At 53.6% G+C, this 26,699-nt stretch carries 23 protein-coding genes; 10 read left to right on the forward strand and 13 right to left on the reverse strand.

What is annotated here, in order from left to right:
* Positions 1-10: 10 nt before the first annotated feature.
* Positions 11-1,243, reverse strand: a complete 1,233-nt coding sequence (locus tag OGV69_RS20540) for an MFS transporter (protein WP_038639204.1) — start codon at positions 1,241-1,243, stop codon at positions 11-13.
* A gap of 296 nt (positions 1,244-1,539) precedes the next feature.
* Between OGV69_RS20540 and ybjG the strand changes: the two genes are divergently transcribed.
* Both ybjG and deoR read left to right on the forward strand, forming a co-directional pair.
* Positions 1,540-2,148 carry an undecaprenyl-diphosphate phosphatase gene (ybjG, locus tag OGV69_RS20545; RefSeq protein ID WP_038639201.1) on the forward strand — a complete coding sequence of 203 codons (609 nt, stop codon included), beginning with the start codon at positions 1,540-1,542 and terminating at the stop codon, positions 2,146-2,148.
* A gap of 63 nt (positions 2,149-2,211) precedes the next feature.
* Positions 2,212-2,970 (forward strand): DNA-binding transcriptional repressor DeoR, encoded by a 759-nt coding sequence (gene deoR, locus OGV69_RS20550; RefSeq protein ID WP_038639198.1) that lies wholly within the window; start codon positions 2,212-2,214, stop codon positions 2,968-2,970.
* Between the two features lie 48 nt (positions 2,971-3,018).
* Here deoR and dacC read toward each other — a convergent pair whose 3' ends face one another.
* Complete coding sequence (gene dacC / locus OGV69_RS20555) at positions 3,019-4,221, reverse strand: serine-type D-Ala-D-Ala carboxypeptidase (RefSeq protein WP_032940149.1); 1,203 nt, start codon at positions 4,219-4,221, stop codon at positions 3,019-3,021.
* 329 nt (positions 4,222-4,550) lie between these two features.
* Here dacC and OGV69_RS20560 point away from each other — a divergent pair, with 329 nt between their 5' ends.
* Positions 4,551-5,177: a glutathione S-transferase family protein gene (locus OGV69_RS20560; RefSeq protein ID WP_069323230.1), complete on the forward strand. Its 627-nt coding sequence runs from the start codon at positions 4,551-4,553 to the stop codon at positions 5,175-5,177.
* A gap of 5 nt (positions 5,178-5,182) precedes the next feature.
* Here OGV69_RS20560 and OGV69_RS20565 read toward each other — a convergent pair whose 3' ends face one another.
* Positions 5,183-6,280, reverse strand: a complete 1,098-nt coding sequence (locus OGV69_RS20565) for a PQQ-dependent sugar dehydrogenase (RefSeq protein WP_069323229.1) — start codon at positions 6,278-6,280, stop codon at positions 5,183-5,185.
* Between the two features lie 102 nt (positions 6,281-6,382).
* Positions 6,383-6,766: a biofilm formation regulator BssR gene (bssR, locus tag OGV69_RS20570; protein WP_069323228.1), complete on the reverse strand. Its 384-nt coding sequence runs from the start codon at positions 6,764-6,766 to the stop codon at positions 6,383-6,385.
* Between the two features lie 278 nt (positions 6,767-7,044).
* Between bssR and rimO the strand changes: the two genes are divergently transcribed.
* On the forward strand, positions 7,045-8,352 hold the full coding sequence (gene rimO, locus OGV69_RS20575) for a 30S ribosomal protein S12 methylthiotransferase RimO (RefSeq protein WP_069323227.1): 1,308 nt from the start codon (positions 7,045-7,047) through the stop codon (positions 8,350-8,352).
* 54 nt (positions 8,353-8,406) lie between these two features.
* Here rimO and gsiD read toward each other — a convergent pair whose 3' ends face one another.
* The 6 genes from gsiD to OGV69_RS20605 all read right to left on the reverse strand — a co-directional run bounded on the left by gsiD (position 8,407) and on the right by OGV69_RS20605 (position 15,656).
* The gene (gsiD, locus tag OGV69_RS20580) at positions 8,407-9,318 is read right to left on the reverse strand and encodes a glutathione ABC transporter permease GsiD (RefSeq protein ID WP_069323226.1); all 912 of its coding nucleotides are present in this window, start codon (positions 9,316-9,318) and stop codon (positions 8,407-8,409) included.
* 2 nt (positions 9,319-9,320) lie between these two features.
* Complete coding sequence (gene gsiC / locus OGV69_RS20585; RefSeq protein ID WP_069323225.1) at positions 9,321-10,241, reverse strand: glutathione ABC transporter permease GsiC; 921 nt, start codon at positions 10,239-10,241, stop codon at positions 9,321-9,323.
* A 46-nt stretch (positions 10,242-10,287) separates the two neighbouring features.
* Positions 10,288-11,826 (reverse strand): glutathione ABC transporter substrate-binding protein GsiB, encoded by a 1,539-nt coding sequence (gene gsiB, locus OGV69_RS20590; RefSeq protein ID WP_038639178.1) that lies wholly within the window; start codon positions 11,824-11,826, stop codon positions 10,288-10,290.
* 28 nt (positions 11,827-11,854) lie between these two features.
* The gene (gene gsiA / locus OGV69_RS20595; protein ID WP_286469455.1) at positions 11,855-13,726 is read right to left on the reverse strand and encodes a glutathione ABC transporter ATP-binding protein GsiA; all 1,872 of its coding nucleotides are present in this window, start codon (positions 13,724-13,726) and stop codon (positions 11,855-11,857) included.
* The gene (gene iaaA, locus OGV69_RS20600) at positions 13,713-14,678 is read right to left on the reverse strand and encodes a beta-aspartyl-peptidase (protein ID WP_069323360.1); all 966 of its coding nucleotides are present in this window, start codon (positions 14,676-14,678) and stop codon (positions 13,713-13,715) included. The genes gsiA and iaaA overlap by 14 nt, the downstream gene beginning before the upstream one ends.
* A 189-nt stretch (positions 14,679-14,867) precedes the next feature.
* On the reverse strand, positions 14,868-15,656 hold the full coding sequence (locus OGV69_RS20605) for an aminoglycoside adenylyltransferase family protein (RefSeq protein WP_174331241.1): 789 nt from the start codon (positions 15,654-15,656) through the stop codon (positions 14,868-14,870).
* Positions 15,657-15,832: 176 nt separating this feature from the next.
* Here OGV69_RS20605 and moeA point away from each other — a divergent pair, with 176 nt between their 5' ends.
* Together moeA and moeB are read left to right on the forward strand one after the other, a co-directional pair.
* Positions 15,833-17,068: a molybdopterin molybdotransferase MoeA gene (moeA, locus tag OGV69_RS20610; RefSeq protein WP_069323223.1), complete on the forward strand. Its 1,236-nt coding sequence runs from the start codon at positions 15,833-15,835 to the stop codon at positions 17,066-17,068.
* Positions 17,068-17,817 carry a molybdopterin-synthase adenylyltransferase MoeB gene (gene moeB / locus OGV69_RS20615; RefSeq protein WP_069323222.1) on the forward strand — a complete coding sequence of 250 codons (750 nt, stop codon included), beginning with the start codon at positions 17,068-17,070 and terminating at the stop codon, positions 17,815-17,817. The genes moeA and moeB overlap by 1 nt, the downstream gene beginning before the upstream one ends.
* A 48-nt stretch (positions 17,818-17,865) precedes the next feature.
* Here the strand turns inward: moeB and OGV69_RS20620 are convergent, their stop codons facing one another.
* Both OGV69_RS20620 and fsa read right to left on the reverse strand, forming a co-directional pair.
* Positions 17,866-18,807: an Rpn family recombination-promoting nuclease/putative transposase gene (locus OGV69_RS20620; RefSeq protein WP_069323221.1), complete on the reverse strand. Its 942-nt coding sequence runs from the start codon at positions 18,805-18,807 to the stop codon at positions 17,866-17,868.
* Positions 18,808-18,981: 174 nt separating this feature from the next.
* Entirely contained in the window at positions 18,982-19,644 is a 663-nt protein-coding gene (gene fsa / locus OGV69_RS20625; RefSeq protein ID WP_069323220.1) for a fructose-6-phosphate aldolase, read from the reverse strand.
* Positions 19,645-19,776: 132 nt separating this feature from the next.
* Between fsa and OGV69_RS20630 the strand changes: the two genes are divergently transcribed.
* From OGV69_RS20630 to OGV69_RS20645, 4 genes are all read left to right on the forward strand, one after another.
* A complete protein-coding gene (locus OGV69_RS20630; RefSeq protein ID WP_204563356.1) occupies positions 19,777-20,676 on the forward strand; it encodes a glycyl-radical enzyme activating protein in 900 nt (299 codons plus the stop codon).
* Between the two features lie 5 nt (positions 20,677-20,681).
* Positions 20,682-23,114, forward strand: a complete 2,433-nt coding sequence (locus OGV69_RS20635) for a glycyl radical protein (RefSeq protein WP_069323218.1) — start codon at positions 20,682-20,684, stop codon at positions 23,112-23,114.
* Positions 23,115-23,336: 222 nt separating this feature from the next.
* Positions 23,337-24,149: a Cof-type HAD-IIB family hydrolase gene (locus OGV69_RS20640; RefSeq protein ID WP_069323217.1), complete on the forward strand. Its 813-nt coding sequence runs from the start codon at positions 23,337-23,339 to the stop codon at positions 24,147-24,149.
* A gap of 154 nt (positions 24,150-24,303) precedes the next feature.
* A complete protein-coding gene (locus tag OGV69_RS20645; protein ID WP_069323216.1) occupies positions 24,304-25,566 on the forward strand; it encodes a DUF1479 domain-containing protein in 1,263 nt (420 codons plus the stop codon).
* Here OGV69_RS20645 and OGV69_RS20650 read toward each other — a convergent pair.
* Positions 25,563-26,636, reverse strand: coding sequence for a LacI family DNA-binding transcriptional regulator (locus OGV69_RS20650; RefSeq protein ID WP_038643091.1), 1,074 nt, complete (start codon positions 26,634-26,636; stop codon positions 25,563-25,565). The two genes, OGV69_RS20645 and OGV69_RS20650, sit on opposite strands and share 4 nt — an antisense overlap.
* Between the last annotated feature and the right edge of the window lie 63 nt (positions 26,637-26,699).

Here is a 26,699-nt window from a genome sequence, read left to right on the forward strand (position 1 = left end):
TAACCGGGCTTCAGCCTTCCCGGGAATTCCCTACCCGTTTATCTTTCAGAAAGATAACCATCAATATCAGCCACAGTACGCCGCTTGCCAGATTAAACAGGCTGAACAAGCCGTTTCCTCCCAGCAGATAAGCATGTTTGCTCAACTCAATACCGACGGTAAAAATCAGCATCTGCAACATGCCCATGGCGGCAGAAACCGTACCCTTACTCATTTCACTGGCAAACAACGTCAGGCGGACCAGCCCCGCATTCGCCACGCCAATGCCAAACGCATAGATACTCAAACCCGCCGTCATCCACAAATACGCATGGGATGACACCACCGTGGCCGCCGCGGCAATCACCAGCCCGACGGCGATAGGCCAGCCGCCCATGATAATCAGCGAACGCACGGTCTTGCGCGAAGTCAGACGCGCCAGCACCAGATTACCAGCAATCAGCGCCCCAAAAATCGGCACCTGCAACAGGCCATATTCGTAACTGCTGAGGTGTTCTCCGCTGATGATAATAATCGGCGACTGGGCAATCCACGCCAGTAACGGCAGGCTGACAAAACCCAACGCCAGCGCGCCGGCAACAAAACGCCCATTTTTTAGCACCAGCTTATAATCTTTACCCAGATCTTTAATGGACAGTTTTTCACCAAGCCGGGTCGCCGTTTCCGGCATCGCGCGTTGCAGGCCAAAAAAGGAGATAGCTGCGAGGGCGGCAAACAGGATAAACATTCCTTCCCACGGCAGAACATGCACCCAGGCCGCGCCAACTAACGGTCCCAGCAGCGGCGCAATCAGCGCCACGTTTGCCATCAGCGCGGTAATTTTAATGCATACCGCTTCCTCAAAAGATTCCTGAATTGCGGCGTAACCCACCGCGCCAATAAAGCACAGGCTTATCCCCTGCAAGAAACGCAGAAAGGTAAATTGCTCAATATTCTGTGCCAGCAGAGTCGCAAGGCAGGTCACAATGAACCACAGCACACCGGTTAACATCACCGGGCGACGACCAATACGATCCGACAGCGGTCCTAACAGCCACTGTAAAAACATGCCACCCGCCAGATAGGCAGTCATGGAAGTGGGTACCCAGTCTAATCCGGCCTGATATTGCTCCACCACCGCCAACATTCCAGGTTGGATCATATCGTTACCGATATAAGTAGAGAATTCGTAAAGCACCAGACAGAGAGGAAAAAGTAATGCCTGACGCCCCAACCGGGCGCCTGAAGATAAACGGTTTTGCATGCAGTCTCTTAGCAAAGGAAAAAACGCGCAAAGTGTAATAAATGCGCCGTACCGGTGATAGTGAATTATGTGATTTGAAAGCAAAATGCGCACATTTTTACATTCATTTGCTCAAGAACATTTTGCTTTAAGGTTAATTTAAGTTGAGGCCGCTATCATGCTCAATAAGTCCCATTAATTGTCTTAAAAATAGTCATTTAGCAGACAAATAAGACAAGACCGCTTTTTATCCTGTAACAGCAATTTTATGCTCTCCCCCTATGGGCCTTTTAACAATTACACTGAGTCTGGACGTTATGCTGGAAAATCTGAACAACTCGCTTTTTTATCTCATCAATGCCACGCCGGACTCAGCGCAATGGGCTATCTCGCTCGCCATATTTATTGCCAAAGATTTAATCAGCATTGTCCCGCTGTTAGCCGTTATTCTCTGGCTTTGGGGACCGCGCGCTCAGGTTACTCTCCAGCGCCAGTTGGTCATAAAAATGGCGATAGCGCTGGCAGTCGGCCTGACTATTTCATGGCTGATGGGGCATCTGTTCCCCCACGATCGTCCGTTCGTTAACCACATTGGGTACAACTTCCTCCACCATGCGGCGGATGACTCTTTCCCGAGCGATCACGGCACGGTTATCTTTACTTTTGCTCTGGCTTTCCTGTTCTGGCATCGTCTGTGGACTGGCGCGCTGCTGATGGTTGTCGCCGTGGCGATTGCATGGTCGCGCGTTTACCTTGGCGTGCACTGGCCGCTGGATATGCTGGGCGGATTCCTGGCTGGGCTGATCGGCTGCCTGAGCGCCCAGATGATCTGGCAACGGTTCGGCGCCACCCTATATTTCGGCTTGCAGACCTGCTATCGCACCTGTTTCGCTCTGCCCATCCGTAAAGGCTGGGTGCGTGACTAACCCACGGTAAAAAGAGTAGTATTAGGCGCAATACGAGCACTTATACTACTCTCCAGGGGAACTATGGAAACTCGACGCGACGAGCGTATTGGTCAGTTGCTACAGGCGCTGAAACGCAGCGATAAATTACACCTCAAAGAAGCCGCGACGCTGCTGGGCGTATCTGAGATGACCATTCGTCGCGACCTGAATAATAACAATGCGCCTGTCGTCTTGCTCGGGGGCTATATTGTTCTGGAGCCCCGCAGCGCCAACCACTATTTAATCAGCGATCAAAAATCCCGTCTGGTTGATGAAAAGCGCCGTGCCGCCCAGCAGGCGGCGAGCCTCGTACAGGCGCATCAGACCATCTTTTTCGACTGCGGCACGACCACGCCGTGGATTATTGAGGCTATCGACAATGAACTGCCTTTCACCGCAATCTGCTACTCGCTAAATACATTTCTGGTATTGCAGGAAAAACCACAGTGTCGCGTCATTCTGTGTGGCGGGGAATTTCATGCCAGTAACGCCATCTTCAAACCGCTCGATTTTCAGGAAACACTGAATAATCTGTGCCCGGATATCGCCTTTTATTCCGCGGCAGGCGTGCACATTGAGAAAGGCGTGACCTGTTTTAATCTGGAAGAGTTAGCAGTAAAACACTGGGCAATGTCGATGGCGCAGCATCACGTTCTGGTGGTCGACCACAGCAAGTTTGGGAAGGTACGTCCTGCGAGGATGGGGGAATTAAAACGTTTTGATACCATCATCAGTGATAGCCGCCCCGACGATGAGTTTGTGGAATACGCTAAGGCGCAACGCATAAAGCTGTTGTATTAAGTGATACTGCCGGACAGCGATAGTAGCGCCATCCGGCAATCGGTTAGATTAAGAGAACCAACCGCCAAACCACTGGTGGAACTTCATCATCACAAAATCCCACATCCGGCTAAAGAAACCACCCTCTTCCACCGCTTCCATCACCATCAACGGACGCTGCTCGATAGATTTACCGTTCAACTGGAAGTCGATAGTCCCCACAACCTGCCCCTTTTTCAGCGGCGCGGTTAACTGTGGCTCAGTCAGCGTAAAGCTGGCTTTCAGGTTCTTAAGCTGACCGCGCGGGATGGTAACCGAACCCGCTTCCCCGGCACCCAAATTGACTTCGCTCTTATCGCCAAACCAGACGCGCTGAGTCACGAAGGTGGCATCCGGCTTGATCGGCGTAACGGTTTCAAAGAAGCGGAAGCCCCAGGTCAGCAGCTTTTCGGACTCATTAAAACGGATACGGTCGGTTTTTGCTCCCAGCACGACGGAGATCAGGCGCATATCCCCCTGGGTAGCGGAAGCGACGAGGTTATAACCTGCGCCCGCTGTGGTACCGGTTTTCATTCCGTCCACGTTCAGGTTGGTGCTCCACAACAGACGGTTGCGGTTCGGCTGGCGAATTTTATTAAAGGTAAACTCTTTCTCTTTGTGAATCGCGTACTCTTCGGGCACATCGTGGATTAACGCCTTGCCGAGCAACGCCATATCACGCGCGGTACTGAACTGCCCTGCCGCATCCAGGCCATGCACCGTCTGGAACGTGGTATTGGTCAGTCCCAGCTTTTTCGCGTAACCGTTCATCAGACCGATGAAGGACTCCTGGCTCCCGGCAACGTAATCAGCGAGTGCGATACAGGCATCATTACCAGACTGAATGATAACGCCTTTGTTCAGATCGGATACCGCAACCTGATCGCCAGGTTTGAGGAACATAACCGACGAACCGCGCAGGGCCGGATTACCGGTCGCCCAGGCATCTTTGCCCACGGTGACCATGTCGTTGAGGTTAATTTTTCCGGCCTTCAGCGCCTGACCGACCACATAGCTGGTCATAATCTTGGTCAGACTGGCAGGATCCAGTTTCTCATCAGCATTACCTTCCGCCAGCACCTTGCCGCTGGCGTAATCCATCAGGATCCATGCACGCGCGTCCACGCTCGGCGGAGCCGTGGGTTGCTCCGCCGCCTGTACGGTCGGCGCCAAAAGGATTAAGAGTGCAGAACCTGCAGCAAAGCTGCGAAGTGAAGAGAAGTATTGCGTCATAAATGCCACCCGAGTATCCATTCTAAAAAACCACGTCATACCACACCGTGTTTACACAAAACTGGCCAGACAACCTCGGCCAACCCATTGCAGAAAAAGTCTGATGGATGACGTGTAAAATAAGTGCGGTGAGTAATAACGCACTAACGAGCTTAAAGAAACCGTAAGTTGGTAAAGTTTTTAAAGTTTATGCAATAACGCCGCGCAGCGCTGCCCCTGGCGCGATTTTTTTAGACGTTGTTGCGTAAATATTAGGTTTACCCCACCATGTGAGCGAGTCAGAGGGTATCTGCAGCCATGAAGCTGCTCAATTAATTTGCGGGGTTACTATGATTACACTGTGGGGTCGCAATAACTCGACCAACGTAAAAAAAGTATTGTGGACGCTTGAAGAACTGGAACTGCCGTACAACCAAATTCTGGCGGGCGGGCAGCATGGCGGTAACCGCGACGCCGACTATCTGGCGATGAACCCGAACGGGTTGGTCCCACTGCTACGCGATGATGAAACGGACGTTGTCCTGTGGGAATCCAATACTATTGTCCGTTATCTGGCGGCTCAGTACGGACAAAATCGCTTATGGATTGACGCCCCGGCCGCGCGTGCCGTCGGCGAAAAATGGATGGATTGGGCGAACCAGACGCTGAGTCCTACGCACCGGGTTATCTTATTTGGTCTGGTCCGAACACCGGCCGATCAGCGCGACATGGCAGCCATTGAAGCAAGTACTCAGGTTTGCGATAAGCTGTTTGCTATTCTGGATAACGCGCTGGCGGACCAGCCGTGGTTCTCCGGAGCTGAATTCGGCACGGCGGATATCGCCATTGCGCCATTCGTCTATAACCTGTTCAACGTTGGTCTCACCTGGACCCCGCGGCCACACCTGGAACGCTGGTATCAGCAACTGACTGAACGCCCGGCATTTCAAAAAGTGGTAATGATCCCGGTCAGCTAATCAGCTCAGGGACTCACTTTCAATAATTCCCCGTCGGACTCGTCGGTTAACACGTACAAATAGCCGTCTGGTCCGACGCGCACATCGCGGATCCGCTGCCCTCTATCCTGTAAAATGCGACCATCCTCCGTGACCGCATTCCCTTTGACGCTCAGCACGATCACCTCTTTATCTTTCAATGCGCCAATGAATAACTTTTGCCGCCACTGCGGGAAGGTATCGCTATGATAAAAAGCCATTCCGCTGACCGCCGGTGACTTTTCCCAGTAAAAAATGGGTTGCTCAGTACCCGCAACAATTTGGCCTTTTGCTTCGGGAATTTTAAGACCACTGTAATTAACGCCCCAGGTCGCGATCGGCCAACCGTAGTTTTTGCCTCTTGCGGGGATATTAATTTCATCGCCTCCGCGCGGACCATGCTCATTGAGCCACAGCGCATCACTCCACGGATTCATCGCCATACCTTGTGGATTACGGATGCCATACGACCAAATTTCTGCCCGCGCCCCCGCCTGATTCACAAACGGATTATCCGGCGGTGTTTTGCCCTCGTCGGTCAGACGTACCACCTTGCCCTGCAATTTATCCAGATCCTGCGCGGTTGCACGTTGGTTATTTTCACCCAAGCCAATAAACAGATAGCCATGGCCATCAAACACCATGCGCCCGCCAAAATGGTTTCCGGTTGAGAGTTTCGGCTGTTGGCGAAAAACGGTCTGGAACGCTTGCAGGTGTTTGAGATCATCGCTCAGGCGTCCGTAACCTACCGCCGTGCCGGCTTTACCTTCACTGTCGGCTTCAGCAAAGCTGAGCCACACTCGCCGGGATTGTGCAAAATCAGGCGCTAACGCCACATCCAACAATCCTCCCTGACCATTCGCCCAGACTTTAGGTACGCCGGTCAGCGGGTCGGAAAGCCCCTTATCAGGTTGCCAAAGTCTAAGCTGGCCGCCTTTAAGGGTAATTAATATACCGCGATTATCGGGTAAAAAAGCCAGCGACCACGGGTGATCAAGTTTGGTTTGCAGCACCTCCACCTTTACCGCGGCGGCATAAGAGGAAAATAGCGCAAGTGGGATAGCACAGAGAAAGAGTCGACGCATAACACCTCCTTAATGGCTCTGCATAAAGCGTAGCCAGCAGGGGGAATTACCCCGTCACATTTACATAATCTTAACAAAAAGGGGGAGCGCCCTCCCCCTGATTCAGACGTGTTCCAGCTTTGGATAAGATTGCAAACACTGGATGCTCAGCGTCAGCGTTGTCAGGCAGTTTTCCAGTTTATCTGCGTTAACGGCAATAAAAGTTGGACAATCGTGATGTCCACTCATAAGACAAACAGCGGCGGCGGCTAACGCCCCTTCAGCACGATGAAGGGCATTCCACTCTTCCTGATCAAGATGCATACCGTGAAGCTGTGATTGCTCGTGCAATTCGCGATTCAGCACAAAAAAATTATCACGCAGACGATCGCTCTCGCTGACTGACATGTAGCCTTTCGCTTTTCTCAACAGCAGATAAGCGGCAAGTTCGATACGGGCGTTTATCAATTTGTTGAGAAGATCGGTTCTCAGTCTGTCAACAACCATACTTTGTTCCTCCTCTTTCCAACCATGGTGCAACTTAATAGTATGGTTGTTTTTTGAACAAATAGATGTCCTACATCAACAAAGCTCAATTGATTAACATAATTTACAATGTTACAACCCTCGGCAAGTTACTCTGCCGCTAAGACAAGCAAATCTGGCTGCGACAATATGCAAAATGAGAAGCCAGTCTTCCCTGCGCCTTATACCGATCAGATATAGATGTACCGTGACGGCATCTGTATAATCCCCCGATTACGAGCAATGTACAGTATAAGAAAATGGCAAAAATTGGTTTTATATCACTAGGTTGTCCGAAAAACCTCGTCGATTCTGAGCGCATCCTGACCGAACTTCGTACCGAAGGCTATGATGTTGTGCCAAGCTACGACGACGCGGATATGGTTATCGTTAACACTTGCGGCTTTATCGACAGCGCGGTTCAGGAGTCCCTGGAAGCAATCGGCGAAGCGTTGAACGAAAACGGCAAGGTGATCGTTACCGGCTGTCTGGGCGCGAAAGTCGATCAGATCCGTGAAGTCCACCCGAAAGTGCTGGAAATCACCGGTCCGCACAGCTATGAACAGGTTCTGGAGCACGTTCACCACTATGTGCCAAAACCAAAGCATAACCCGTTCCAGAGTCTGGTTGCTGAGCAGGGCGTCAAGCTGACTCCGCGCCATTATGCCTATCTGAAAATTTCTGAAGGCTGCAACCACCGCTGCACGTTCTGCATTATTCCGTCGATGCGTGGCGATCTGGTGAGTCGTCCGATCGGCGACGTACTCAGCGAAGCCAAGCGTCTGGTAGATGCGGGCGTGAAAGAGATACTGGTCATTTCTCAGGATACGTCCGCATACGGCGTGGATGTGAAGCATCGCACCGGTTTCCATAACGGCGAGCCGGTCAAAACCAGCATGGTTGATCTGTGCGAACAGTTATCAAAACTGGGGATCTGGACGCGTCTGCATTACGTCTATCCCTACCCGCACGTTGATGACGTGATCCCGTTGATGGCGGAAGGCAAAATTCTGCCGTATCTGGACATCCCGCTGCAGCATGCCAGCCCGCGTATTCTCAAGCTGATGAAACGCCCAGGCTCCGTGGACAGACAGCTGGCGCGCATCAAGCAGTGGCGTGAAATCTGTCCTGAACTGACGCTGCGCTCCACCTTCATTGTCGGTTTCCCGGGTGAAACAGAAGAAGACTTCCAGATGTTGCTCGACTTCCTGAAGGAAGCACGCCTGGATCGCGTCGGCTGCTTTAAGTACAGCCCGGTAGAAGGCGCTGGCGCCAATGACCTGCCGGATCAAATCCCGGAAGAGGTGAAAGAAGAACGCTGGAACCGCTTTATGCAGTTGCAACAGCAGATCTCTGCTGAACGCTTGCAGGAGAAAGTGGGCCGCGAAATTCTGGTTATCGTTGATGAAGTTGACGAAGAAGGCGCGATTGGTCGCAGTATGGCTGACGCCCCGGAAATCGATGGCGCGGTATACCTGAATGGCGAAACCAAGGTGAAACCTGGCGATATCATCCGCGTGAAGGTCGAAAACGCAGATGAATACGATCTGTGGGGCACCCGCGTTTAAATAGCGTAACCCAACGTAGGCCGGATAAGCGTTACGTCTTATCCGGCCTGTGGTTTATCCTTTTATCTTCGGGTCCAGCGCGTCGCGCAGGCCATCGCCCAGTAAGTTAAACGCCAGCACCGTCAGAAATATCGCCACCGCCGGGAAAATCGCCACATGCGGCGCAATCACCATATCGGCCCGCGCCTCATTGAGCATTGCCCCCCACTCCGGGGTCGGCGGCTGCGCGCCCAATCCCAGAAATGACAAGCTCGCGGCAGAGATAATCGACGTGCCAATTCGCATGGTAAAAAAGACCACAATCGATGAGACCGTTCCCGGCAGAATATGGTTAAAGATGATGGTTGCATCGCTGGCGCCAATACTGCGCGCAGATTCAATAAAGGTCTGCTGCTTCAGCACTAGCGTATTCCCACGCACCAGACGCGCGAAGGCCGGAATAGAAAAAATAGCCACGGCAATAATCACGTTGGCAATACCGCTGCCCAGCACTGCCACCACAGCGATCGCCAGCAAAATACCCGGAAAGGCGAACAGTACATCGCAGATGCGCATAATCAGTCGATCCCACCAGCCTTCGTAGTATCCCGCCAGTAACCCCAGCACGGTGCCAATCGTCGCGCCAATAAATACGGCAAAGACCCCTGCCGCCAACGAGATTTGCGCCCCAACCAGCACACGGCTAAAGATATCCCGTCCCAGGGAGTCAACGCCGAACCAGTGCAGCATCGACGGCCCGTCATTCAGACGGTCATAATCGAAGTAGTTTTCGGCATCAAATGGCGTCAGCCAGCGGGCAAAAATCGCCACCATAATCAGGATAAGGACAAACAATCCCGCGATCATCGCCATGCGCTGGCGGCGGAAACGACGCCAGAACTCATGCCACGGCGTGCGAATCTGCTCTGGCTTAACAAGGGGCATCGCATTTAAAATCGCCTGTCGGCGCCAGTTAAAAAATCGCATCCTTACTTGTACCTGATAGCCGGATTAATGGCGGCGTAGAGTACATCCACCACTAAATTAATAAGAATAAACTCCAGAGAGAATAACAGCACCTCGGCCTGTATCACCGGGTAGTCGCGCATTTCGACTGAGTCCACTAACAGTCGTCCAAGCCCTGGCCAGTTAAACACCTTCTCAACCACGATTGAGCCGCCGAGTAAAAAACCAAACTGTAGCCCCATCATGGTAACCACCGGGATCATCGCGTTACGCAGACCATGTTTCAACACCACCCAGGTTTCACTCACCCCTTTAGCTCGCGCGGTGCGCATATAATCTTCACTGAGCACATCGACAAACGAAGCACGGGTAAAGCGGGCCAGCACCGCAGCCACCGCCGCCCCCAGCGTAATAGACGGGAGGATATAGTGCAGCCAGGTGTCAGCGCCCACGGTGGGCAACCAGCCGAGTTCAACGGAAAATATCTGCATAAGCAGCATGCCGAGCGCAAAAGCCGGAAAAGAGATTCCGGTGACCGCCAGCGTCATACTTAACCTGTCCGGCCAGCGATTACGCCACACGGCGGCGATAATCCCCGCCGTCATGCCAAATAACACTGCCCAGGCCATACTGGCAATTGTCAGCCATAGCGATGGCATAAAACGGCTGGCAATCTCTTCCGCAACCGGGCGGCGAGAAACCATCGAGGTTCCAAAATCGCCCTGCAACACGTTGGTCATGTAATGCCAGAACTGAATATGCAGCGGTTGGTCCAGACCCAGTTGCTTACGCACCAGTTCAATCACCTCAGCGTCAGCCTCCGGTCCGGCAATCAGCCGGGCCGGATCGCCGGGTAGCAGGTGAACAAATAAAAACACCAGCACCGCCACAATCAACAGCGTTGGGATCAACCCCAGCAGGCGCTTGAAAACATAGTTAAGCATCACGCTCCCTTCGCCGGCCCCTGCATTACGGGGCCGAATGCATCGCTTATTTTAAATCCGCATCATCAAAGCTAAATCCGGTATCCGGCATGATCCAGAATCCCGTCAACCTGGTGCTGTGCGCCGAAATCAGTTTTTCAACCACCAGCGGGATCCACGGCGACTCTTTCCAGATGATATCCTGCGCATCTTTGTACAGCTTCGCTTTCTGCGCCGGATCGTTGGTTTGCAGAGCCGCGGCTAAATCACTGTCCACCTGCTTATTACTGTAGAACGCCGTGTTAAACAGCGTCGGCGGCCAGTTTTGTGATGCAAATAGCGGCGACAGCGCCCAGTCCGCTTCACCTGTAGAAGCAGACCAGCCGGTGTAGAACATCCGCACTCCGCTCTCTTTCTGCGCTTTACCTTCAACTTCCGCCGCTCGCTGACCAGCGTCCATCGCCGTTACCTGCGCCTTAATGCCCACCTGTGCCAACTGCTGCTGGGTAAATTGCAGTACTTTCTGCGCGGTACTGTGGTTATGCGAAGACCATAGCGTGGTGGTAAAACCATTAGGGTAACCCGCTTCTTTCAGCAACTCGCGCGCTTTCGCCGGATCGTAAGGCCACGGCGTATAGCTTTGCGCATAGGCAATCGATGGCGGGAGAACACCGGTGGCAGGCGTCGCGTACCCGGCAAAAGCGACTTTCACCAGCGCCTGACGGTTGATGGCATAATTCAGCGCCTCACGCACCTTCGGGTTATCGAATGGTTTTTGCGTGACGTTCATACTGATATAACGCTGCATGATAGACGGGCTGGCCACCAGTTCCAGGTTTTTGTTCTTCGCCAGTAGCGCCGCCTGCTCGTAAGGGATCGGGAAGGCAAACTGCGCCTCCCCGGTCTGCAGCATGGCCGCTCGCGTGTTGTTGTCGGTCACCGGACGCCAGGTAATCGTGTCAAGCTTTGGCAACCCTTGCTGCCAGTAGCCCGCGAACTTCTTAACCTTGACAAAATCCGTCTGATTCCAGGTTTCAAGCTGATACGGTCCGGTGCCGACAGGATGAAAGCCGATCTCCTTACCGTATTTCTCCAGCGCGGCAGGCGAAATCATCGCCGTTGCCGGGTGCGCCAGAATATTGATGAATGCCGAGAACGGTTGCTTCAGCGTAATCTTCACCGTCGACGGGTCGACAACCTCGGTTTTATCAATATTCTTATACAGGTTGTAGCGTTTCAGATGGTTTTCCGGATTACTGGCCCGATCGAGGTTAGCTTTGACCGCATCGGCGTTGAAGTCAGTGCCATCCTGAAACTTCACGCCCTGACGCAGCTTAAGGGTGTAAGTCAGGCCATCATCAGAAACCGTATAACTCTCCGCCAGCACATTTTTCAGCTTCATCTCTTTATCAAGGCCAAACAGTCCTTGATAAAACGACTTTGCTACCGCCTGCGACAACGTGTCGTTCGCGTCATAGGGGTCGAGCGTGGTGAAGTTAGATCCCACTGCCACCACCACGTCTTTGGCGGCCCAGCCCGGTGCGGCGGCCAGCGCCGAGGCCACTCCCACAGCAACCAGCCATTTTCGAGCAACAATTTTTGTCATGTTATTCTCCTTAAACCCTGTCTGCCTGTTATAAACGCGAAAGCGCATTTTCTGGTTGTGGACGCGCGACATAATGCCCCGGGCCAACTAACTGTAGTGACACGGGGGAAATCTCTTCGCCGCGCTTGCGGATATTGCTGGGGATATCATCCGATAACAGCACGCGCTGGGGCCGATGATGTGATGGATCGGCAACCGGTACTGCCGCCATCAGTTTGCGCGTATACGGATGCTGTGGATTTTCAAATACCGCCCGCCGGGTGCCGATCTCGACAATCTGCCCCAGATACATCACCGCCACACGGTGACTGATCCGCTCCACTACCGCCATATCGTGGGAAATAAACAGATATGCGATCCCCATTTCGCGCTGCAGGTCGAGCAACAAGTTGATAATTTGCCCACGAATCGAGACATCCAGCGCCGAGACCGACTCATCGGCAATAATTACCTTGGGATTGAGCGCCAGCGCCCGGGCAATGCAGATACGCTGACGCTGACCGCCGGAAAACTCGTGCGGATAGCGCCAGGCATGCTCAGGGAGCAATCCTACGCGCTCCAGCAGCCAGGCAACCCGTTTTGCCGCCGCATCACCTTGCAGTAATCCATGCACCCGTAACGGCTCTAAAATGGAATATCCCACCGTCTGGCGAGGATCGAGCGATGCATAAGGGTCCTGGAAGATGAACTGAATGTCCCGGCGCAGCGGCTGCAGTTTGCTGGCGGCGAGGGTATCAATCCGCTGTCCGTTGAAGATGATCTCTCCACGCTGAGACTCAACCAGGCGCAGCAACGCCCGCCCTGTGGTGGACTTGCCGCAGCCCGACTCGCCCACCAGCGAGAGCGTTTCTCCCGGCCACAGGTCAAAGCTGACGTTTTCCACCGCATGCACCTCACGGGTTACCCGGTTAAGAATGCCGCTGCGCAGAGGAAAACGCGTCACCAGATTGCGTACCCGTAGAATAGGCTCGCCTCCAACCACGGTGTCCTGCTCGGTTTGCGGTTCAACATGACTGGGATCGTGTAAAGAAATAAGTGGGAAACGGCGCGGATACTCTTGTCCGCTCATGGCGCCAAGCTGCGGTACGGCTGCCAGCAACGCTTTAGTATAGGGATGCTGGGGAGCATGAAAGATCTGCTCAACGCTGCCGGTTTCAACCGCCTCACCCTGATACATTACCAGCACACGGTCGGCAATATCCGCCACCACGCCCATATCGTGGGTAATAAAGATCACCCCCATCGACATATCCTGCTGCAACACTTTTATGAGTTGCAGGATCTGCGCCTGAATAGTGACATCCAGCGCGGTGGTCGGCTCATCGGCAATCAGCACCGCAGGGCGGCACGACAACGCCATAGCGATCATCACGCGCTGGCGCATGCCGCCGGAAAGCTGGTGCGGATAACGCGATAAAATCGCCTTCGCCTCAGGAATACGGACCTGATCGAGCATCCGTTTAGCTTCCAGCATCGCCTCTTCATGACTGGCCCCCTGGTGTAAGCGGATAGACTCGGCAATCTGCTCACCCACGGTAAACACCGGATTTAGCGATGTCATCGGCTCCTGAAAGATCATCGCGATATCCGCGCCGCGCACGTGGCGCATCTGTGATGCGCTCTGTTCACCCAGCTCAATAACCTGGCGGTTGCGGCGTCGGAGGAGCATTTCATCACAGCTCACCTCGCCGCCAGCCTGTTCTATCAGACGCATCAGCGACAAAGCCGTGACCGACTTTCCTGAACCGGACTCGCCAACTATCGCCAGCGTTTCGCCACGCTTCAGACGAAATGACAGATTACGCACCGCACTTACGCGCTGCTGTTCCTGTTCAAAGGCAATGTTCAGGTTACTCACTGCCAGCACGTCACTGACGTCAAGCTCATCACTGTGTGGCAACGGTATCTCCTTTTTCCCGATAAATACCGGTGGTTGGCGTATCGCCCGCGTATCCCCAGGCACGGTACATGCCTTCACTGTTAAACGGTAAGGCGACATTGCCCTCATGATCGATAGCAATTAAGCCGCCACTGCCGCCCAACGCCGGTAATTTTTCCATCACCACACGCTCGCACGCCTCAGATAAACTCAGGCCGCCATAATCCATCAATGCCGCAATGTCATAAGCCGCCAGCGCACGAATAAAGACTTCTCCGGTTCCGGTGCAGGAAACCGCCACGTTTGCGTTATTGGCATAACAGCCTGCGCCAACCAGTGGACTGTCACCCACCCGGCCCGGCAATTTGTTGGTCATCCCGCCGGTCGATGTCGCCGCCGCCAGATTACCAGACATATCCAGCGCAACCGCCCCCACGGTACCCATTTTGTTGTTCTCATCCAGTGGGGTAGCGTTATGATCCAGCACCATTTCACCCGCCGTTCGCGCCGCCAGCAGTTGAGCGTAGCGTTCTGGCGTCGAGAAAATATCCGCCGAAACGCGCTCCATACCCTGCGCAATGGCAAAATTCTCTGCCCCCTCACCTATCATCATGACGTGTGGGCTGTGTTCCATCACCAGGCGTGCCGCGAGAACTGGATTTCGCAGATGACTGACTCCCGCGACGGCTCCCGCTTTCAGGGTATTACCGTCCATCACGCAGGCGTCCAGCTCATGGGTTTCATCACGGGTATATACTGCGCCAATTCCGGCATTAAACAGCGGGCACTCTTCCAGCAGACGCACGGCCTCGGTCACCACATCCAGTGCGCTACGCCCCTCTTCGAGCATCCGCTGACCGGTTTCGACAACATCTGACAGCGCCTGTATATAACGCAACTCCTGCTCCTGGCTCAGCTGCGCACGGGTAATAGCCCCGGCGCCGCCGTGAATTGCAATAACTGCTTTACCCATTTTTTCGTCCATTAAGGTGACCGGTTCCGGGGTTATAAATATCAGAATTTCGGTGACTTATTGATTCGATTTTTGAATATAGAAAGATGCAGACGTCATGTAAAGGTAAAGGCCTGCCTCTCATAATCGATGCTGTCAGGTCATTCAGATGGAGTTAACAGGAATGAATCCCCGACGACGTTGAATAACCTATTCAAGCAGATCGGTAATCTGTTTTTTTGCATACCATACAAACCGTTGTACTGACGGCATGGATTCAGCCCAGTTCGTTTTGGCCACCCCCAGATATTCCGCACATGCAGCTTGCAGCGTGTCAGCATGCTCAACGGGCAATTTAGGCATGAGCCACGACGCGGCCTCATCCTTAGCGACAATATCGCCGGTCACGACGCTGTACCAGATGCGCGCCAGAGCCAGAATGATATTGCGCTCATCACCCTCTAAATCTGCGGGTTCTTGCCACTGTTCAAGAGTATGTCGAAACGTTTTCAAGACATCATTGGCAGGAATGGCGTTGAATAATATATCAGCGGGTTCACCGAACAACGGTACGCTGGCGCGCCGGGCCTGGGTCAGCAAAATGGCAAGATCAGCATCCGCCAGCGCCGGTTCAAACACGCCGGCGTCGATCTCCTCACGCAACCACTCGCCAAACTGCATTTCTCTTACGGGTGGGAATTGCCACGGTACGATCAGCGAGTACACAACAACGGTGACTTCCAGCGCGCGATAACGCTCTGAAGTCCCGGGCGGCGCTGAAATGGTCAGCAATTCCCGCATTACGGTTTCTCTTAACCGGGCATCCATTGGTTCCCGTATGGTGACCAACAAATCAATGTCGCTGAGAGGTTTTAAGCCGCTGTCGACAGCAGAACCATACAGATGAATAGCCACGAGATTCTCTTCGAAAAGCTGGCGGATGAGCGCACTGGCGGCATTCACCTGTCGTCGAATTGCGTCCGGAATAGGAGTAGCCATTTAGCCCCCTGGGGAAAAAGAGCGGAAATATTGAGTCTATACTGCATTTTTCCTGTGGCGCTATCCTCTGGCATGAAACCTTGACCAGATCTGATTCTAAGCCTGAGGTAGCATACTGTCCGCGGCCATTTTCTGACATAATGGCCGGATTCGATTTTGCCCGCAGGAGTCTTCTCATGGAATTTACCGCCGGACTGATGCCGCTTGAAACGGCTCTCTCTCAGATGCTGTCGCGTATTACCCCGCTCACCGCCGTCGAAACGCTGCCGCTGGTTCAATGCTTTGGCCGCATTCTGGCCGCCGACGTCGTTTCCCCCATTGATGTACCAGGATTCGATAATTCGGCAATGGATGGCTATGCGGTACGATTAGACGATTTACGCTCGGGTCTGCCGCTTGTGGTAGCAGGCAAAGCCTTTGCCGGACAGCCTTTTCACGGCGAATGGCCCGCGGGGACCTGTATCCGCATCATGACCGGCGCCCCGGTGCCTGCCGGTTGTGAAGCGGTAGTCATGCAGGAACAAACGGAACAAACCGATGACGGTGTACGTTTTACCGCCGAAGTCCGCGGCGGACAAAATATTCGTCTGCGCGGTGAAGATATTGCAAACGGTGCAGTCGTCTTCCCCGCCGGGACTCGCCTGACAACCGCCGAGCTCCCGGTTCTGGCTTCGCTCGGTATTGCTGATGTGCCTGTTGTGCGTAAAGTCCGCGTGGCGTTGTTCTCCACCGGTGATGAACTGCAACTGCCGGGTCAACCGCTGAGCGACGGACAGATTTATGACACCAACCGTCTGGCCGTTCACCTGATGCTGCAACAGTTGGGCTGCGAGGTGATCAACCTTGGGATTATTCGCGACGATCCCAACGCGCTACGCGCGGCGTTTATTGAAGCCGACAGCCAGGCCGATGTCGTTATCAGCTCCGGTGGCGTTTCAGTCGGTGAAGCGGATTACACCAAAACCATTCTGGAGGAACTGGGAGAAATTGCCTTCTGGAAGCTGGCCATCAAACCGGGCAAACCGTTCGCCTTTGGCAAACTAAGCAACAGTTGGTTTTGCGGCCTGCCGGGTAACCCGGTGTCAGCAGCCCTCACCTTTTATCAACTGGTGCAACCAATGCTGGCGAAGCTTAGCGGCAACACGGGCTGTGGGTTGCCTCCTCGCCAACGCGTACGCACCGCGTCACGTCTGAAGAAAACGCCAGGCCGTCTGGATTTTCAACGCGGCGTATTGCAGCGTACCGCAGAAGGCGAACTGGAAGTCACCACCACCGGACACCAGGGTTCGCATATTTTTAGCTCCTTTAGCCTCGGCAACTGTTTTATCGTGCTGGAACGCGATCGTGGTAACGTTGAAGCCGGAGAGTGGGTTGAAGTCGAGCCGTTTAACGCGCTGTTTGGAGGTCTGTAATGGCGGAACTCAGCGACCAGGAGATGATGCGCTATAACCGGCAAATCATTCTGCGCGGCTTCGATTTTGAAGGTCAGGAAGCGCTGAAGGAGGCGCGGGTACTGGTCGTTGGTCTGGGGGGACTTGGCTGCGCCGCGACCCAATACCTGGCAGGCGCTGGTGTCGGGCATTTAACGCTGCTCGACTTTGACACCGTTTCCGTGTCGAACCTCCAGCGCCAGACGCTGCACAGCGATGCAACCGTAGGGCAACCGAAAGTGCTATCCGCCCGCGACGCGCTGGCGCGGATTAACCCTTATATCGCCATTACGCCAGTGAACGCACTGCTGGATGATAGCGAAATTCACGCGCTGATCGCCAAACACGATTTGGTGCTGGACTGTACGGATAACGTCAGCATCCGCAATCAGCTTAATGCCGGATGCTTTAGCGCAAAGGTTCCGCTGGTTTCCGGGGCGGCAATTCGCATGGAAGGACAAATTACCGTCTTTACCTATCAGGAAGGCGAACCTTGCTACCATTGCCTGAGCCGCCTGTTCGGTGAAAATGCCCTCACCTGCGTGGAAGCTGGCGTAATGGCTCCGCTAATCGGCGTGATCGGCTCATTACAGGCCATGGAAGCCATTAAATTATTGGCAAACTACGGTAAACCCGCATCTGGAAAAATCGTCATGTACGACGCCATGACCTGCCAGTTTCGCGAAATGAAGCTGATGCGTAACCCGGGATGTGAGGTGTGCGGGCAGTAACGGTAAGCCCCGGCGGCATTTATTTTCCGGGGCTGTATTAACATACATTCAATGCGTCAAAGAGTTAATATCTTCCTCAGATAGCCCAGTGATTCTCACGATAAGCTCCCGTGGGAGACCATCGGCCAGCATTGAGTGGGCAATGCGCTGCGCTTCCTCGCGACGACCTTCAGCTAAACCTTTTTCATGACCGCGCTCCATGCCTTTCCGTAGCCCCTTTCGCTCCCCTGCCCTACGTATTTTTTCAACAATATTCATTGTACTCTCCTTGTGTTCGGGTACCTGCTGCGCCAGCTTACGCATAAATCGCCCAAAGCGCGGTTTGTGACCATGCTGGATTAGCAGATAATTAAACAGCGCTTTTAGCTGGCTGTCATTAGCACTTCCTGTAACCAGCAGCGTAGCCAGATTGTCCACCAGTCCTAATAAATCGCGCTGGCGAATATGCTTTTGAATCAGTTCCAGCAGTGCGATACGCCGGTGCTGCATAATTTCTTCATCCGGGATCACGGTAATATCCACCAATGGAAATGCCGACAGATAAAGCTGGCGCGCCAGGAGCGGATTATCAAACTCATCCAGCCAGCATAAAGAGAAGGGATAAGGCGTATCGACGCCATGATAAAACAACATCGGCACGACTAACGGTAAGCGGGTATGCCCGGCGTCAAGGTGGCTTTGCATTGCCGCTATCGCATAACGCATCAGGCGAAACGACATATGCACATCAGGACGACTTTGATGTTCAATCACAACATAGATATAACCCTCCCCTTCACTGGTTTTCATCGACCAAAGCACATCTGAATAATATGCGCGTAAGTTTTCTTCAATAAAACTGGTGGGTTGCAGTTCTAATGTCGCCAGATCACAAAGCGCCCGTAGCGTGGGAGGAAGATGAATTTCAATAAAATCACGGGCTGTGGCAGGGTATTTTAAAAATGTTTTAAACAGCGCATCGTGCGGTGTGGTTGTAGGTGTTTTTTTCATGGCGGTCCGTCACCTGATAAACATGATGACGTGAATGTACCCGTCGCGATGACGGGTAGCATGCAGGCTTTACCGGTTTTACGAGGGGGATTCGCAGTTTATTGCTCTTAACTGCAACAGATTCATTTTAACGGAATCACCTACGCAAATATGCCGGAGTAATCCGACCTAAAACTAGATCGACGTCCGTCCAAACGCCCTCTGCCAGTCCTGCTCAAACTTCACAATCGCCGCATCCACAGCCGGAGAGGTCATAAACTGCTGCGCCACGTCCAGCGGCAGCGTGATAGACTCGCAGCCTGCCAGCAGGCAATCCAGCGCCTGACGCGGCGTTTTGAAGCTGGCTGCCAGTACTTTGGCGTGCGGCGCATGCATGTTCAGTAAGGTTTGCAGATCGGTCACCGTCTGAATACCATCTCCCCCCTGCGCATCCACGCGGTTTACGTATGGCGCAACATATTCCGCTCCTGCCAGCGCCGCTAACAGCCCTTGAGCAGCACCGTATACTGCGGTACCCAGCGTCGGGATCCCTTCTTCTTTCAGTAGCTTAATTGCCGCCAGACCTTCAGCCGTCACCGGTACTTTGACCACGATATCCGCGATAATTGCCCGCAGTTTACGCGCATCATTGACCATGCCTTCGGCGGTCGTCGCCATCACCTGTGCAAACAGACGGCCTTGTCCCCCCATCGCTTCCTGCAGTTGCGGCAGCAACACTTCCAGCCTCTCTTTACCAGCCGCCACAATGCTCGGGTTAGTGGTAACCCCAGCCAACGGCAAAACACGCGCCAGAGCTTTGACAGCGGCAACATCAGACGTATCTAAATAGAGTTCCATAACCTTTCCTCAAACGAATAATTAGCATGAATAAAAGGTAGCACGGCGAAACCTCACGGTTAGTTGACGCACGTCAATATAACTTTCATTCGAAAGTAATTTAATCTTTATACGAAAGAAAAGAGGCCACTTATGATTTTCAATATCCAGCGCTATTCCACGCATGATGGTCCCGGTATCCGTACCGTGGTGTTCCTTAAGGGATGCTCCCTGGGCTGTCGTTGGTGTCAGAATCCGGAAAGCCGCGCCCGCACACAGGATCTGCTCTACGACGCACGGTTGTGTCTCGACGGTTGCGATCTCTGTGCTCAGGCGGCACCTGCGGTGATTGAGCGAGCGCTGAGCGGTCTGCTTATTCATCGCGAAAAACTGACCGATGACGCTTTCGCCGCCCTGACGGACTGCTGTCCAACCCAGGCGTTGACCGTCTGCGGAGAGGTAAAAAGCGTGGACGACATCATGGCGACCGTATTGCGCGATAAACCGTTTTACGATCGTAGCGGTGGGGGTCTCACCCTCTCCGGTGGCGAACCGTTTATGCAGCCAGAACTGGCGGCAGAATTATTCAAGGCCAGCCACGATGCGGGTATTCATACGGCGGTCGAAACCTGTCTGCATGTACCGTGGAAGTATATCGAGCCGTCATTACCTTACGTTGATCTGTTCCTGGCTGATTTAAAACATGTCGCCGACGCGCCGTTTAAGCAGTGGACCGATGGCAGTGCCTCTCGTGTATTAGACAATCTGAAAAAATTGGCCGCTGCGGGTAAAAAAATGATTATCCGCGTACCGCTGATTCAGGGTTTCAACGCTGACGAAGCCGCCATCCAGGCTATTACCGATTTTGCTGCCGACGAGCTTCACGTCGGTGAGATCCATTTTTTGCCCTATCACACCCTGGGCATCAATAAATACCACTTACTCAGTCAACCCTACAACGCACCGGATAAACCGCTTGAGGCGCCTGCCCTGCTCGAATTTGCTCAGCAGTATGCCCGCCTTAAAGGTTTAACCGCGACCCTACGAGGATAATCGCCATGACCACTCTGAAACTGGACACACTCAGCGACCGTATCAAAGCGCATAAAACAGCCCTGATCCACATCGTGAAACCGCCGGTTTGCACCGAGCGCGCCCAGCACTATACCGAGATGTATCAACAACATCTGGATAAGCCGATCCCGGTACGCCGTGCGCTGGCGCTGGCCCATCATCTGGCGGAACGTACTATCTGGATCAAGCATGACGAACTGATTATCGGTAACCAGGCGAGCGAAGTGCGCGCTGCACCAATCTTCCCGGAATACACCGTCTCCTGGATTGAAAAAGAGATCGATGACCTCGCCGACAGGCCGGGCGCTGGCTTTTCGGTAAGTGAAGAGAACAAACGCGTATTGCACGAGGTGTGCCCGTGGTGGCGCGGCCAGACTGTACAGGATCGCTGCTACGGGATGTTTACCGATGAGCAGAAAGGTCTGCTGGAAACCGGCATTATCAAAGCCGAAGGCAATATGACCTCCGGCGACGCACACCTGGCAGTGAACTTCCCGCTGCTGCTGGAAAAAGGTCTCGACGGCCTGCGCCACAAAGTCGATGAACGTCGCTCCCGCATCAATCTGACTTGTCTGGAAGACCTCCATGGCGATCAGTTCCTGAAAGCGATTGATATCGTGCTGGAGGCCGTCAGTCTGCATATTGAGCGCTTTGCCGCTCTGGCACGAAAAATGGCGTCCACGGAAACCCGCGCCAGCCGTCGCGAGGAACTCCTGACCATGGCGGAAAACTGTGATGTGATTGCCCATGAGCCGCCTAAAACGTTCTGGCAGGCGCTGCAGTTGTGCTACTTCATCCAGTTGATCCTGCAAATTGAGTCGAACGGCCATTCAGTGTCGTTTGGTCGCATGGACCAGTATCTCTATCCTTTCTACCGTCGTGATGTGGAGCTGAATCAATCGCTGGATCGCGAACACGCCATTGAGCTGCTGCACAGCTGCTGGCTGAAGCTGCTGGAAGTGAACAAAATCCGCTCCGGCTCCCACTCCAAAGCATCGGCAGGTAGCCCGCTGTATCAGAATGTGACCATTGGCGGACAGAATCTGGTTAACGGTCAGGCGGTGGATGCCGTCAACCCGCTCTCCTACGCCATTCTCGAATCCTGCGGCCGCCTGCGCTCTACTCAGCCTAACCTGAGCGTGCGCTATCATGCGGGGATGAGTAACGATTTCCTTGATGCCTGTGTGCAGGTCATTCGCTGCGGCTTCGGGATGCCAGCCTTTAACAACGATGAAATCGTCATACCTGAATTTATTAAGCTTGGCATTGAACCGCAGGATGCCTACGACTATGCGGCCATTGGTTGCATCGAAACCGCCGTTGGCGGCAAATGGGGCTATCGTTGTACCGGTATGAGCTTTATTAACTTTGCCCGTGTGATGCTGGCGGCGCTGGAAGGCGGACGCGATGCCACCAGCGGCAAAGTCTTCCTGCCGCAGGAAAAAGCGCTCTCGGCCGGCAATTTCAACAATTTCGATGAAGTGATGGACGCCTGGGATACACAGATTCGCTACTACACGCGTAAATCCATCGAAATCGAGTATGTCGTCGACACCATGCTGGAAGAAAACGTACACGATATTCTCTGTTCGGCGCTGGTAGACGACTGTATCGAACGCGCGAAAAGCATTAAGCAAGGCGGCGCGAAGTATGACTGGGTATCAGGTTTGCAGGTGGGTATTGCCAACCTCGGCAACAGCCTGGCGGCTGTGAAGAAACTGGTCTTCGATCAAGGCGCTATCGGCCAGCAGCAATTAGCTGCGGCACTGGCTGATGATTTTGACGGTCTGACTCACGAGCAATTACGCCAACGACTGATCAACGGCGCGCCGAAGTACGGCAACGATGACGATTCCGTTGATACGCTGCTGGCCCGCGCTTATCAGACCTATATTGATGAACTGAAACAGTACCATAATCCACGTTATGGTCGCGGTCCGGTTGGCGGCAATTACTACGCCGGGACCTCTTCTATCTCCGCCAACGTGCCGTTTGGCGCGGCAACCATGGCAACGCCGGATGGCCGTAAAGCACACACCCCGCTGGCTGAAGGCGCAAGTCCGGCTTCCGGGACGGACCATCTCGGCCCGACGGCGGTAATTGGCTCAGTGGGTAAACTGCCTACCGGCTCCATTCTCGGCGGTGTGTTGTTAAATCAGAAGCTGAATCCGGCCACGCTGGAGAATGAATCAGATAAACAAAAGCTGATGATCCTGCTGCGCACCTTCTTTGAAGAGCACAAAGGCTGGCATATTCAGTACAACATTGTGTCCCGTGAAACGCTGCTGGAAGCAAAAAAACACCCGGATCAATACCGTGACCTGGTGGTGCGTGTCGCAGGCTATTCCGCCTTCTTCACCGCCCTGTCTCCGGATGCGCAGGACGATATCATCGCGCGTACTGAGCACATGCTGTAAGCAATATTGTAGGCCGGATAAGGCGTTCACGCCGCCATCCGGCACGCTACCCTCCCCATTGCCGGATGCGCTGACACTTATCCGGCCTACAACTGCTCTCCCCTTAGCCGGGTAAGGCGAAGCTGCCACCCGGCCTTTTACTTTCATTCGAAATTAAATTTGTGCTTCAGGTCACATTGTTATTAGAATGTTTCTGGTCGCAGTTATGAGCCAGGAGCAAGTATGACCATCAAAGTTATCGTCACCGATATGGACGGAACTTTTCTCGACGACGCCAAGAAATACGATCGTGCACGTTTTATGGCGCAGTATCAGGAACTGAAAAAACGAGATATTGAATTTGTCGTAGCCAGCGGCAACCAGTATTTCCAGCTGATCTCCTTTTTCCCGGAGCTTAAAGACGAAATATCGTTTGTCGCTGAGAATGGCGCGCTGGTTTATGAGCATGGCAAACAGCTGTTTCACGGCGAGCTTACCCGTCACGAATCACGCATTGTTATTGGCGAACTCCTCAAAGACAAGCAGCTCAATTTTGTTGCCTGTGGTCTGCAAAGCGCCTACGTCAGTGAGAATGCTCCTGAGTCTTTCGTGGCATTGATGTCGAAACACTACCATCGCCTGAAACCGGTGAAGGATTATCAGGACATTGATGATGTGCTGTTTAAGTTTTCGCTGAACTTACCCGACCAACAAATCCCGTTGGTTATCGATCACCTGCATACCGCTCTGGATGGCATAATGAAGCCCGTCACCAGCGGCTTTGGGTTTATCGATTTGATTATTCCGGGCTTACATAAAGCCAACGGTATCAGCCGCCTGCTGAAACGCTGGAACCTGTCTCCACAAAACGTCGTCGCCATTGGCGATAGCGGCAACGATGCAGAAATGTTGAAAATGGCGCATTACTCTTTCGCCATGGCCAATGCGGCGGAGAGCATCAAAGCGATTGCCCGCTATCAGACCGATGACAATAACCATCAGGGCACGCTGAATGTGATTCAGGCGGTGCTGGATAACACCTCTCCTTTTAACTAACGTCTAATCCTGCTAACCGGGGCGTGCTCCGGTTCTCACGCTTAATGCATTCCGTGCACACCATCAAGTTTTTAAACTTGCATTAACCTATTTTTAACTTATATTGCATGTGTAAGATAAATTAGTTTCGAATGAAAGTTAATGCGAGGTGGTTATGGCTTTTACGTTTACCAGCGACACATTGCCCGTCGATCACAAAGCGGCAATCCGTCAGATGAAACAGCAATTGCGGGCACAGCTTGGGGATGTTCAGTTGATTTTCAATCAGCTGAGCGATGCCATTGCCACTCGCGTGGCGGAAATCAACGCCCTCAAAGCGCAAGGTTCCCCAGTTTGGCCAACGTTGTCCTATGCGGATATCAAGGCGGGACGCGTAAACGCAGAGCAGCGTGAAGAGATTAAGCGTCGCGGATGCGTGGTCATCAAGGGACATTTCCCCCGCGAACAGGCGCTGGCATGGGATCAGTCGATGCTCGATTACCTGGATCGAAACCATTTCGATGAGGTCTACAAAGGCCCCGGTGATAACTTCTTTGGCACCCTCAGCGCATCCCGCCCGGAGATCTATCCCATCTACTGGTCCCAGGCGCAAATGCAGGCGCGCCAGAGCGAAGAAATGGCCAATGCGCAGTCATTCCTTAATCGCCTGTGGACGTTTACAAGCGAAGGGAAACAATGGTTTAACCCGGACGTCAGCGTCATCTATCCTGACCGCATACGTCGTCGTCCGCCGGGAACAACGTCCAAAGGGCTGGGCGCGCATACGGATTCCGGCGCGCTGGAGCGCTGGCTTCTGCCGGCATATCAGCAGGTCTTTGCTAATGTTTTCAATGGCAAGCTGGAAGATTACGATCCATGGCAGGCGGCGCATCGCACAGAAGTTGAAGAGTACACGGTAGATAACACCACTAAATGTTCAGTATTTCGTACCTTCCAGGGCTGGACGGCACTCTCCGATATGTTGACTGGTCAGGGATTATTGCACGTAGTCCCGATTCCTGAAGCGATGGCCTATGTGCTATTACGTCCATTGCTTGACGATGTGCCGGAAGATGAGCTTTGCGGCGTCGCGCCCGGCAGAGTTCTGCCGATTTCCACGCAATGGCATCCGCTGCTGATAGAGGCGTTAACCAGTATTCCGCAACTGGACGCCGGAGACTCCGTCTGGTGGCATTGCGATGTGATCCACTCCGTCGCGCCGGTGGAAAATCAGCAGGGCTGGGGCAATGTGATGTATATCCCTGCCGCGCCGATGTGCGAAAAGAATCTGGCCTACGCCCACAAAGTGAAGGCCGCGCTGGAAAAAGGCGCGTCGCCGGGGGATTTCCCGCGCGAGGATTATGAAACTGACTGGGAAGGACGCTTCACGCTGGAGGATTTGAATATCCACGGTAAACGCGCGCTGGGTATAGCTTAGCTGTCGTACAGTCCTTCCCGATCAACGGCGGTGCGTCGTTTCCCCTGACGTATCCGCCGTACTGATTCCCGTACGGCCAGCGTGCCGTTAAGCAACAACGTCCCCACCGGCGCATCCGGGCGCATCAGCCGCTGCTGGAGCATATATACCGCTTCCGTTCCAAGTTCATCGCGGGGAACATGCACTGCGGTTAAGGGTACATCCTGAATCGCCGCCAGATTAAAGCCGTCGATGCTCATGACAGAGACGTCCTGAGGTACGCGCAGGCCGTGTTTTTGCAGGGCACTGATGGTACCCGCCGCCATAAAATCGCCGCCAACTAAAAATGCAGTCGGCAGATCCTTACCCTGCCGCTCAATAAGCCAGGCATTTACCAGCTCCTCCGTTTCACGAGCGCTAAAGCTCGGCACCACCAGCAGATCGCGCAGGTCATTAAATTTCAGGTTGTGTGACTGCCACGCGTCGCGGATCCCCGACAGGCGCAGCTCCATAGTGTAGCGGCGCAGACACATTACATTCAGCACCTCCCGGTGCCCCATTTCGAACAGATATTCCGCCGCCCGTTCGCCAATGGCGCGGTGATCGGGCGTGACGGCGGGCAGGCGCATGTGCCGGTCCCGGCAGTTAATTAATATGCAGGGTTTAGCGACATCCACCGCCAGATCGTGGATATGAGGATCGTCGATACCGAGAAGAATGGCGGCCTGGGTGTCCGGCTCGTTCATTCGCGTCAGAAACAACTGCGCATCGCTATCATTCTCTTCCAGCGCGCAGTAGCGCAGGCGAACCTCGTGGGATGCCAGGCCTTTACTCACGCTCTGGATCACGCGGTAGTAAAAGATGTCGGACCGCTCGTCAAACGCCCGCTGCGGCGCAAAAACCACCAGAGTGTTAAGCAGCAAACGCCCGGCCGCCATGCCGTCAATCACCCCCAACTCCCGCGCGCATGCCAACACCTTTGCCCGTGCTTTCTCACTGGTGTTGGCCTTCCCCGCCAGCACGCGGGAAACCGTGCTGATAGAGAGCTGAGTACGGGCTGCGATTTCGGTAATTTTTAGCCTTTTGTCCATTTTGTGATCTGGCTCCATTTGCAAAATGAAAAAATTTTCATGGCGTATTTATCAGTAAATAAC

It is taken from the genome of Citrobacter sp. Cc139, assembly GCF_030334645.1.
Taxonomy (GTDB): domain Bacteria; phylum Pseudomonadota; class Gammaproteobacteria; order Enterobacterales; family Enterobacteriaceae; genus Citrobacter; species Citrobacter werkmanii.

What these genes read in the sequence shown, in the direction of transcription:
- OGV69_RS20540 (WP_038639204.1), bottom strand. Translation starts at nt 1,243, where the DNA reads ATGCAAAACCGTTTATCTTCAGGCGCCCGGTTGGGGCGTCAGGCATTA.
- ybjG (WP_038639201.1), top strand. Translation starts at nt 1,540, where the DNA reads ATGCTGGAAAATCTGAACAACTCGCTTTTTTATCTCATCAATGCCACG.
- deoR (WP_038639198.1), top strand. Translation starts at nt 2,212, where the DNA reads ATGGAAACTCGACGCGACGAGCGTATTGGTCAGTTGCTACAGGCGCTG.
- dacC (WP_032940149.1), bottom strand. Translation starts at nt 4,221, where the DNA reads ATGACGCAATACTTCTCTTCACTTCGCAGCTTTGCTGCAGGTTCTGCA.
- OGV69_RS20560 (WP_069323230.1), top strand. Translation starts at nt 4,551, where the DNA reads ATGATTACACTGTGGGGTCGCAATAACTCGACCAACGTAAAAAAAGTA.
- OGV69_RS20565 (WP_069323229.1), bottom strand. Translation starts at nt 6,280, where the DNA reads ATGCGTCGACTCTTTCTCTGTGCTATCCCACTTGCGCTATTTTCCTCT.
- bssR (WP_069323228.1), bottom strand. Translation starts at nt 6,766, where the DNA reads ATGGTTGTTGACAGACTGAGAACCGATCTTCTCAACAAATTGATAAAC.
- rimO (WP_069323227.1), top strand. Translation starts at nt 7,045, where the DNA reads ATGGCAAAAATTGGTTTTATATCACTAGGTTGTCCGAAAAACCTCGTC.
- gsiD (WP_069323226.1), bottom strand. Translation starts at nt 9,318, where the DNA reads ATGCGATTTTTTAACTGGCGCCGACAGGCGATTTTAAATGCGATGCCC.
- gsiC (WP_069323225.1), bottom strand. Translation starts at nt 10,241, where the DNA reads ATGCTTAACTATGTTTTCAAGCGCCTGCTGGGGTTGATCCCAACGCTG.
- gsiB (WP_038639178.1), bottom strand. Translation starts at nt 11,826, where the DNA reads ATGACAAAAATTGTTGCTCGAAAATGGCTGGTTGCTGTGGGAGTGGCC.
- iaaA (WP_069323360.1), bottom strand. Translation starts at nt 14,678, where the DNA reads ATGGGTAAAGCAGTTATTGCAATTCACGGCGGCGCCGGGGCTATTACC.
- OGV69_RS20605 (WP_174331241.1), bottom strand. Translation starts at nt 15,656, where the DNA reads ATGGCTACTCCTATTCCGGACGCAATTCGACGACAGGTGAATGCCGCC.
- moeA (WP_069323223.1), top strand. Translation starts at nt 15,833, where the DNA reads ATGGAATTTACCGCCGGACTGATGCCGCTTGAAACGGCTCTCTCTCAG.
- moeB (WP_069323222.1), top strand. Translation starts at nt 17,068, where the DNA reads ATGGCGGAACTCAGCGACCAGGAGATGATGCGCTATAACCGGCAAATC.
- OGV69_RS20620 (WP_069323221.1), bottom strand. Translation starts at nt 18,807, where the DNA reads ATGAAAAAAACACCTACAACCACACCGCACGATGCGCTGTTTAAAACA.
- fsa (WP_069323220.1), bottom strand. Translation starts at nt 19,644, where the DNA reads ATGGAACTCTATTTAGATACGTCTGATGTTGCCGCTGTCAAAGCTCTG.
- OGV69_RS20630 (WP_204563356.1), top strand. Translation starts at nt 19,777, where the DNA reads ATGATTTTCAATATCCAGCGCTATTCCACGCATGATGGTCCCGGTATC.
- OGV69_RS20635 (WP_069323218.1), top strand. Translation starts at nt 20,682, where the DNA reads ATGACCACTCTGAAACTGGACACACTCAGCGACCGTATCAAAGCGCAT.
- OGV69_RS20640 (WP_069323217.1), top strand. Translation starts at nt 23,337, where the DNA reads ATGACCATCAAAGTTATCGTCACCGATATGGACGGAACTTTTCTCGAC.
- OGV69_RS20645 (WP_069323216.1), top strand. Translation starts at nt 24,304, where the DNA reads ATGGCTTTTACGTTTACCAGCGACACATTGCCCGTCGATCACAAAGCG.
- OGV69_RS20650 (WP_038643091.1), bottom strand. Translation starts at nt 26,636, where the DNA reads ATGGACAAAAGGCTAAAAATTACCGAAATCGCAGCCCGTACTCAGCTC.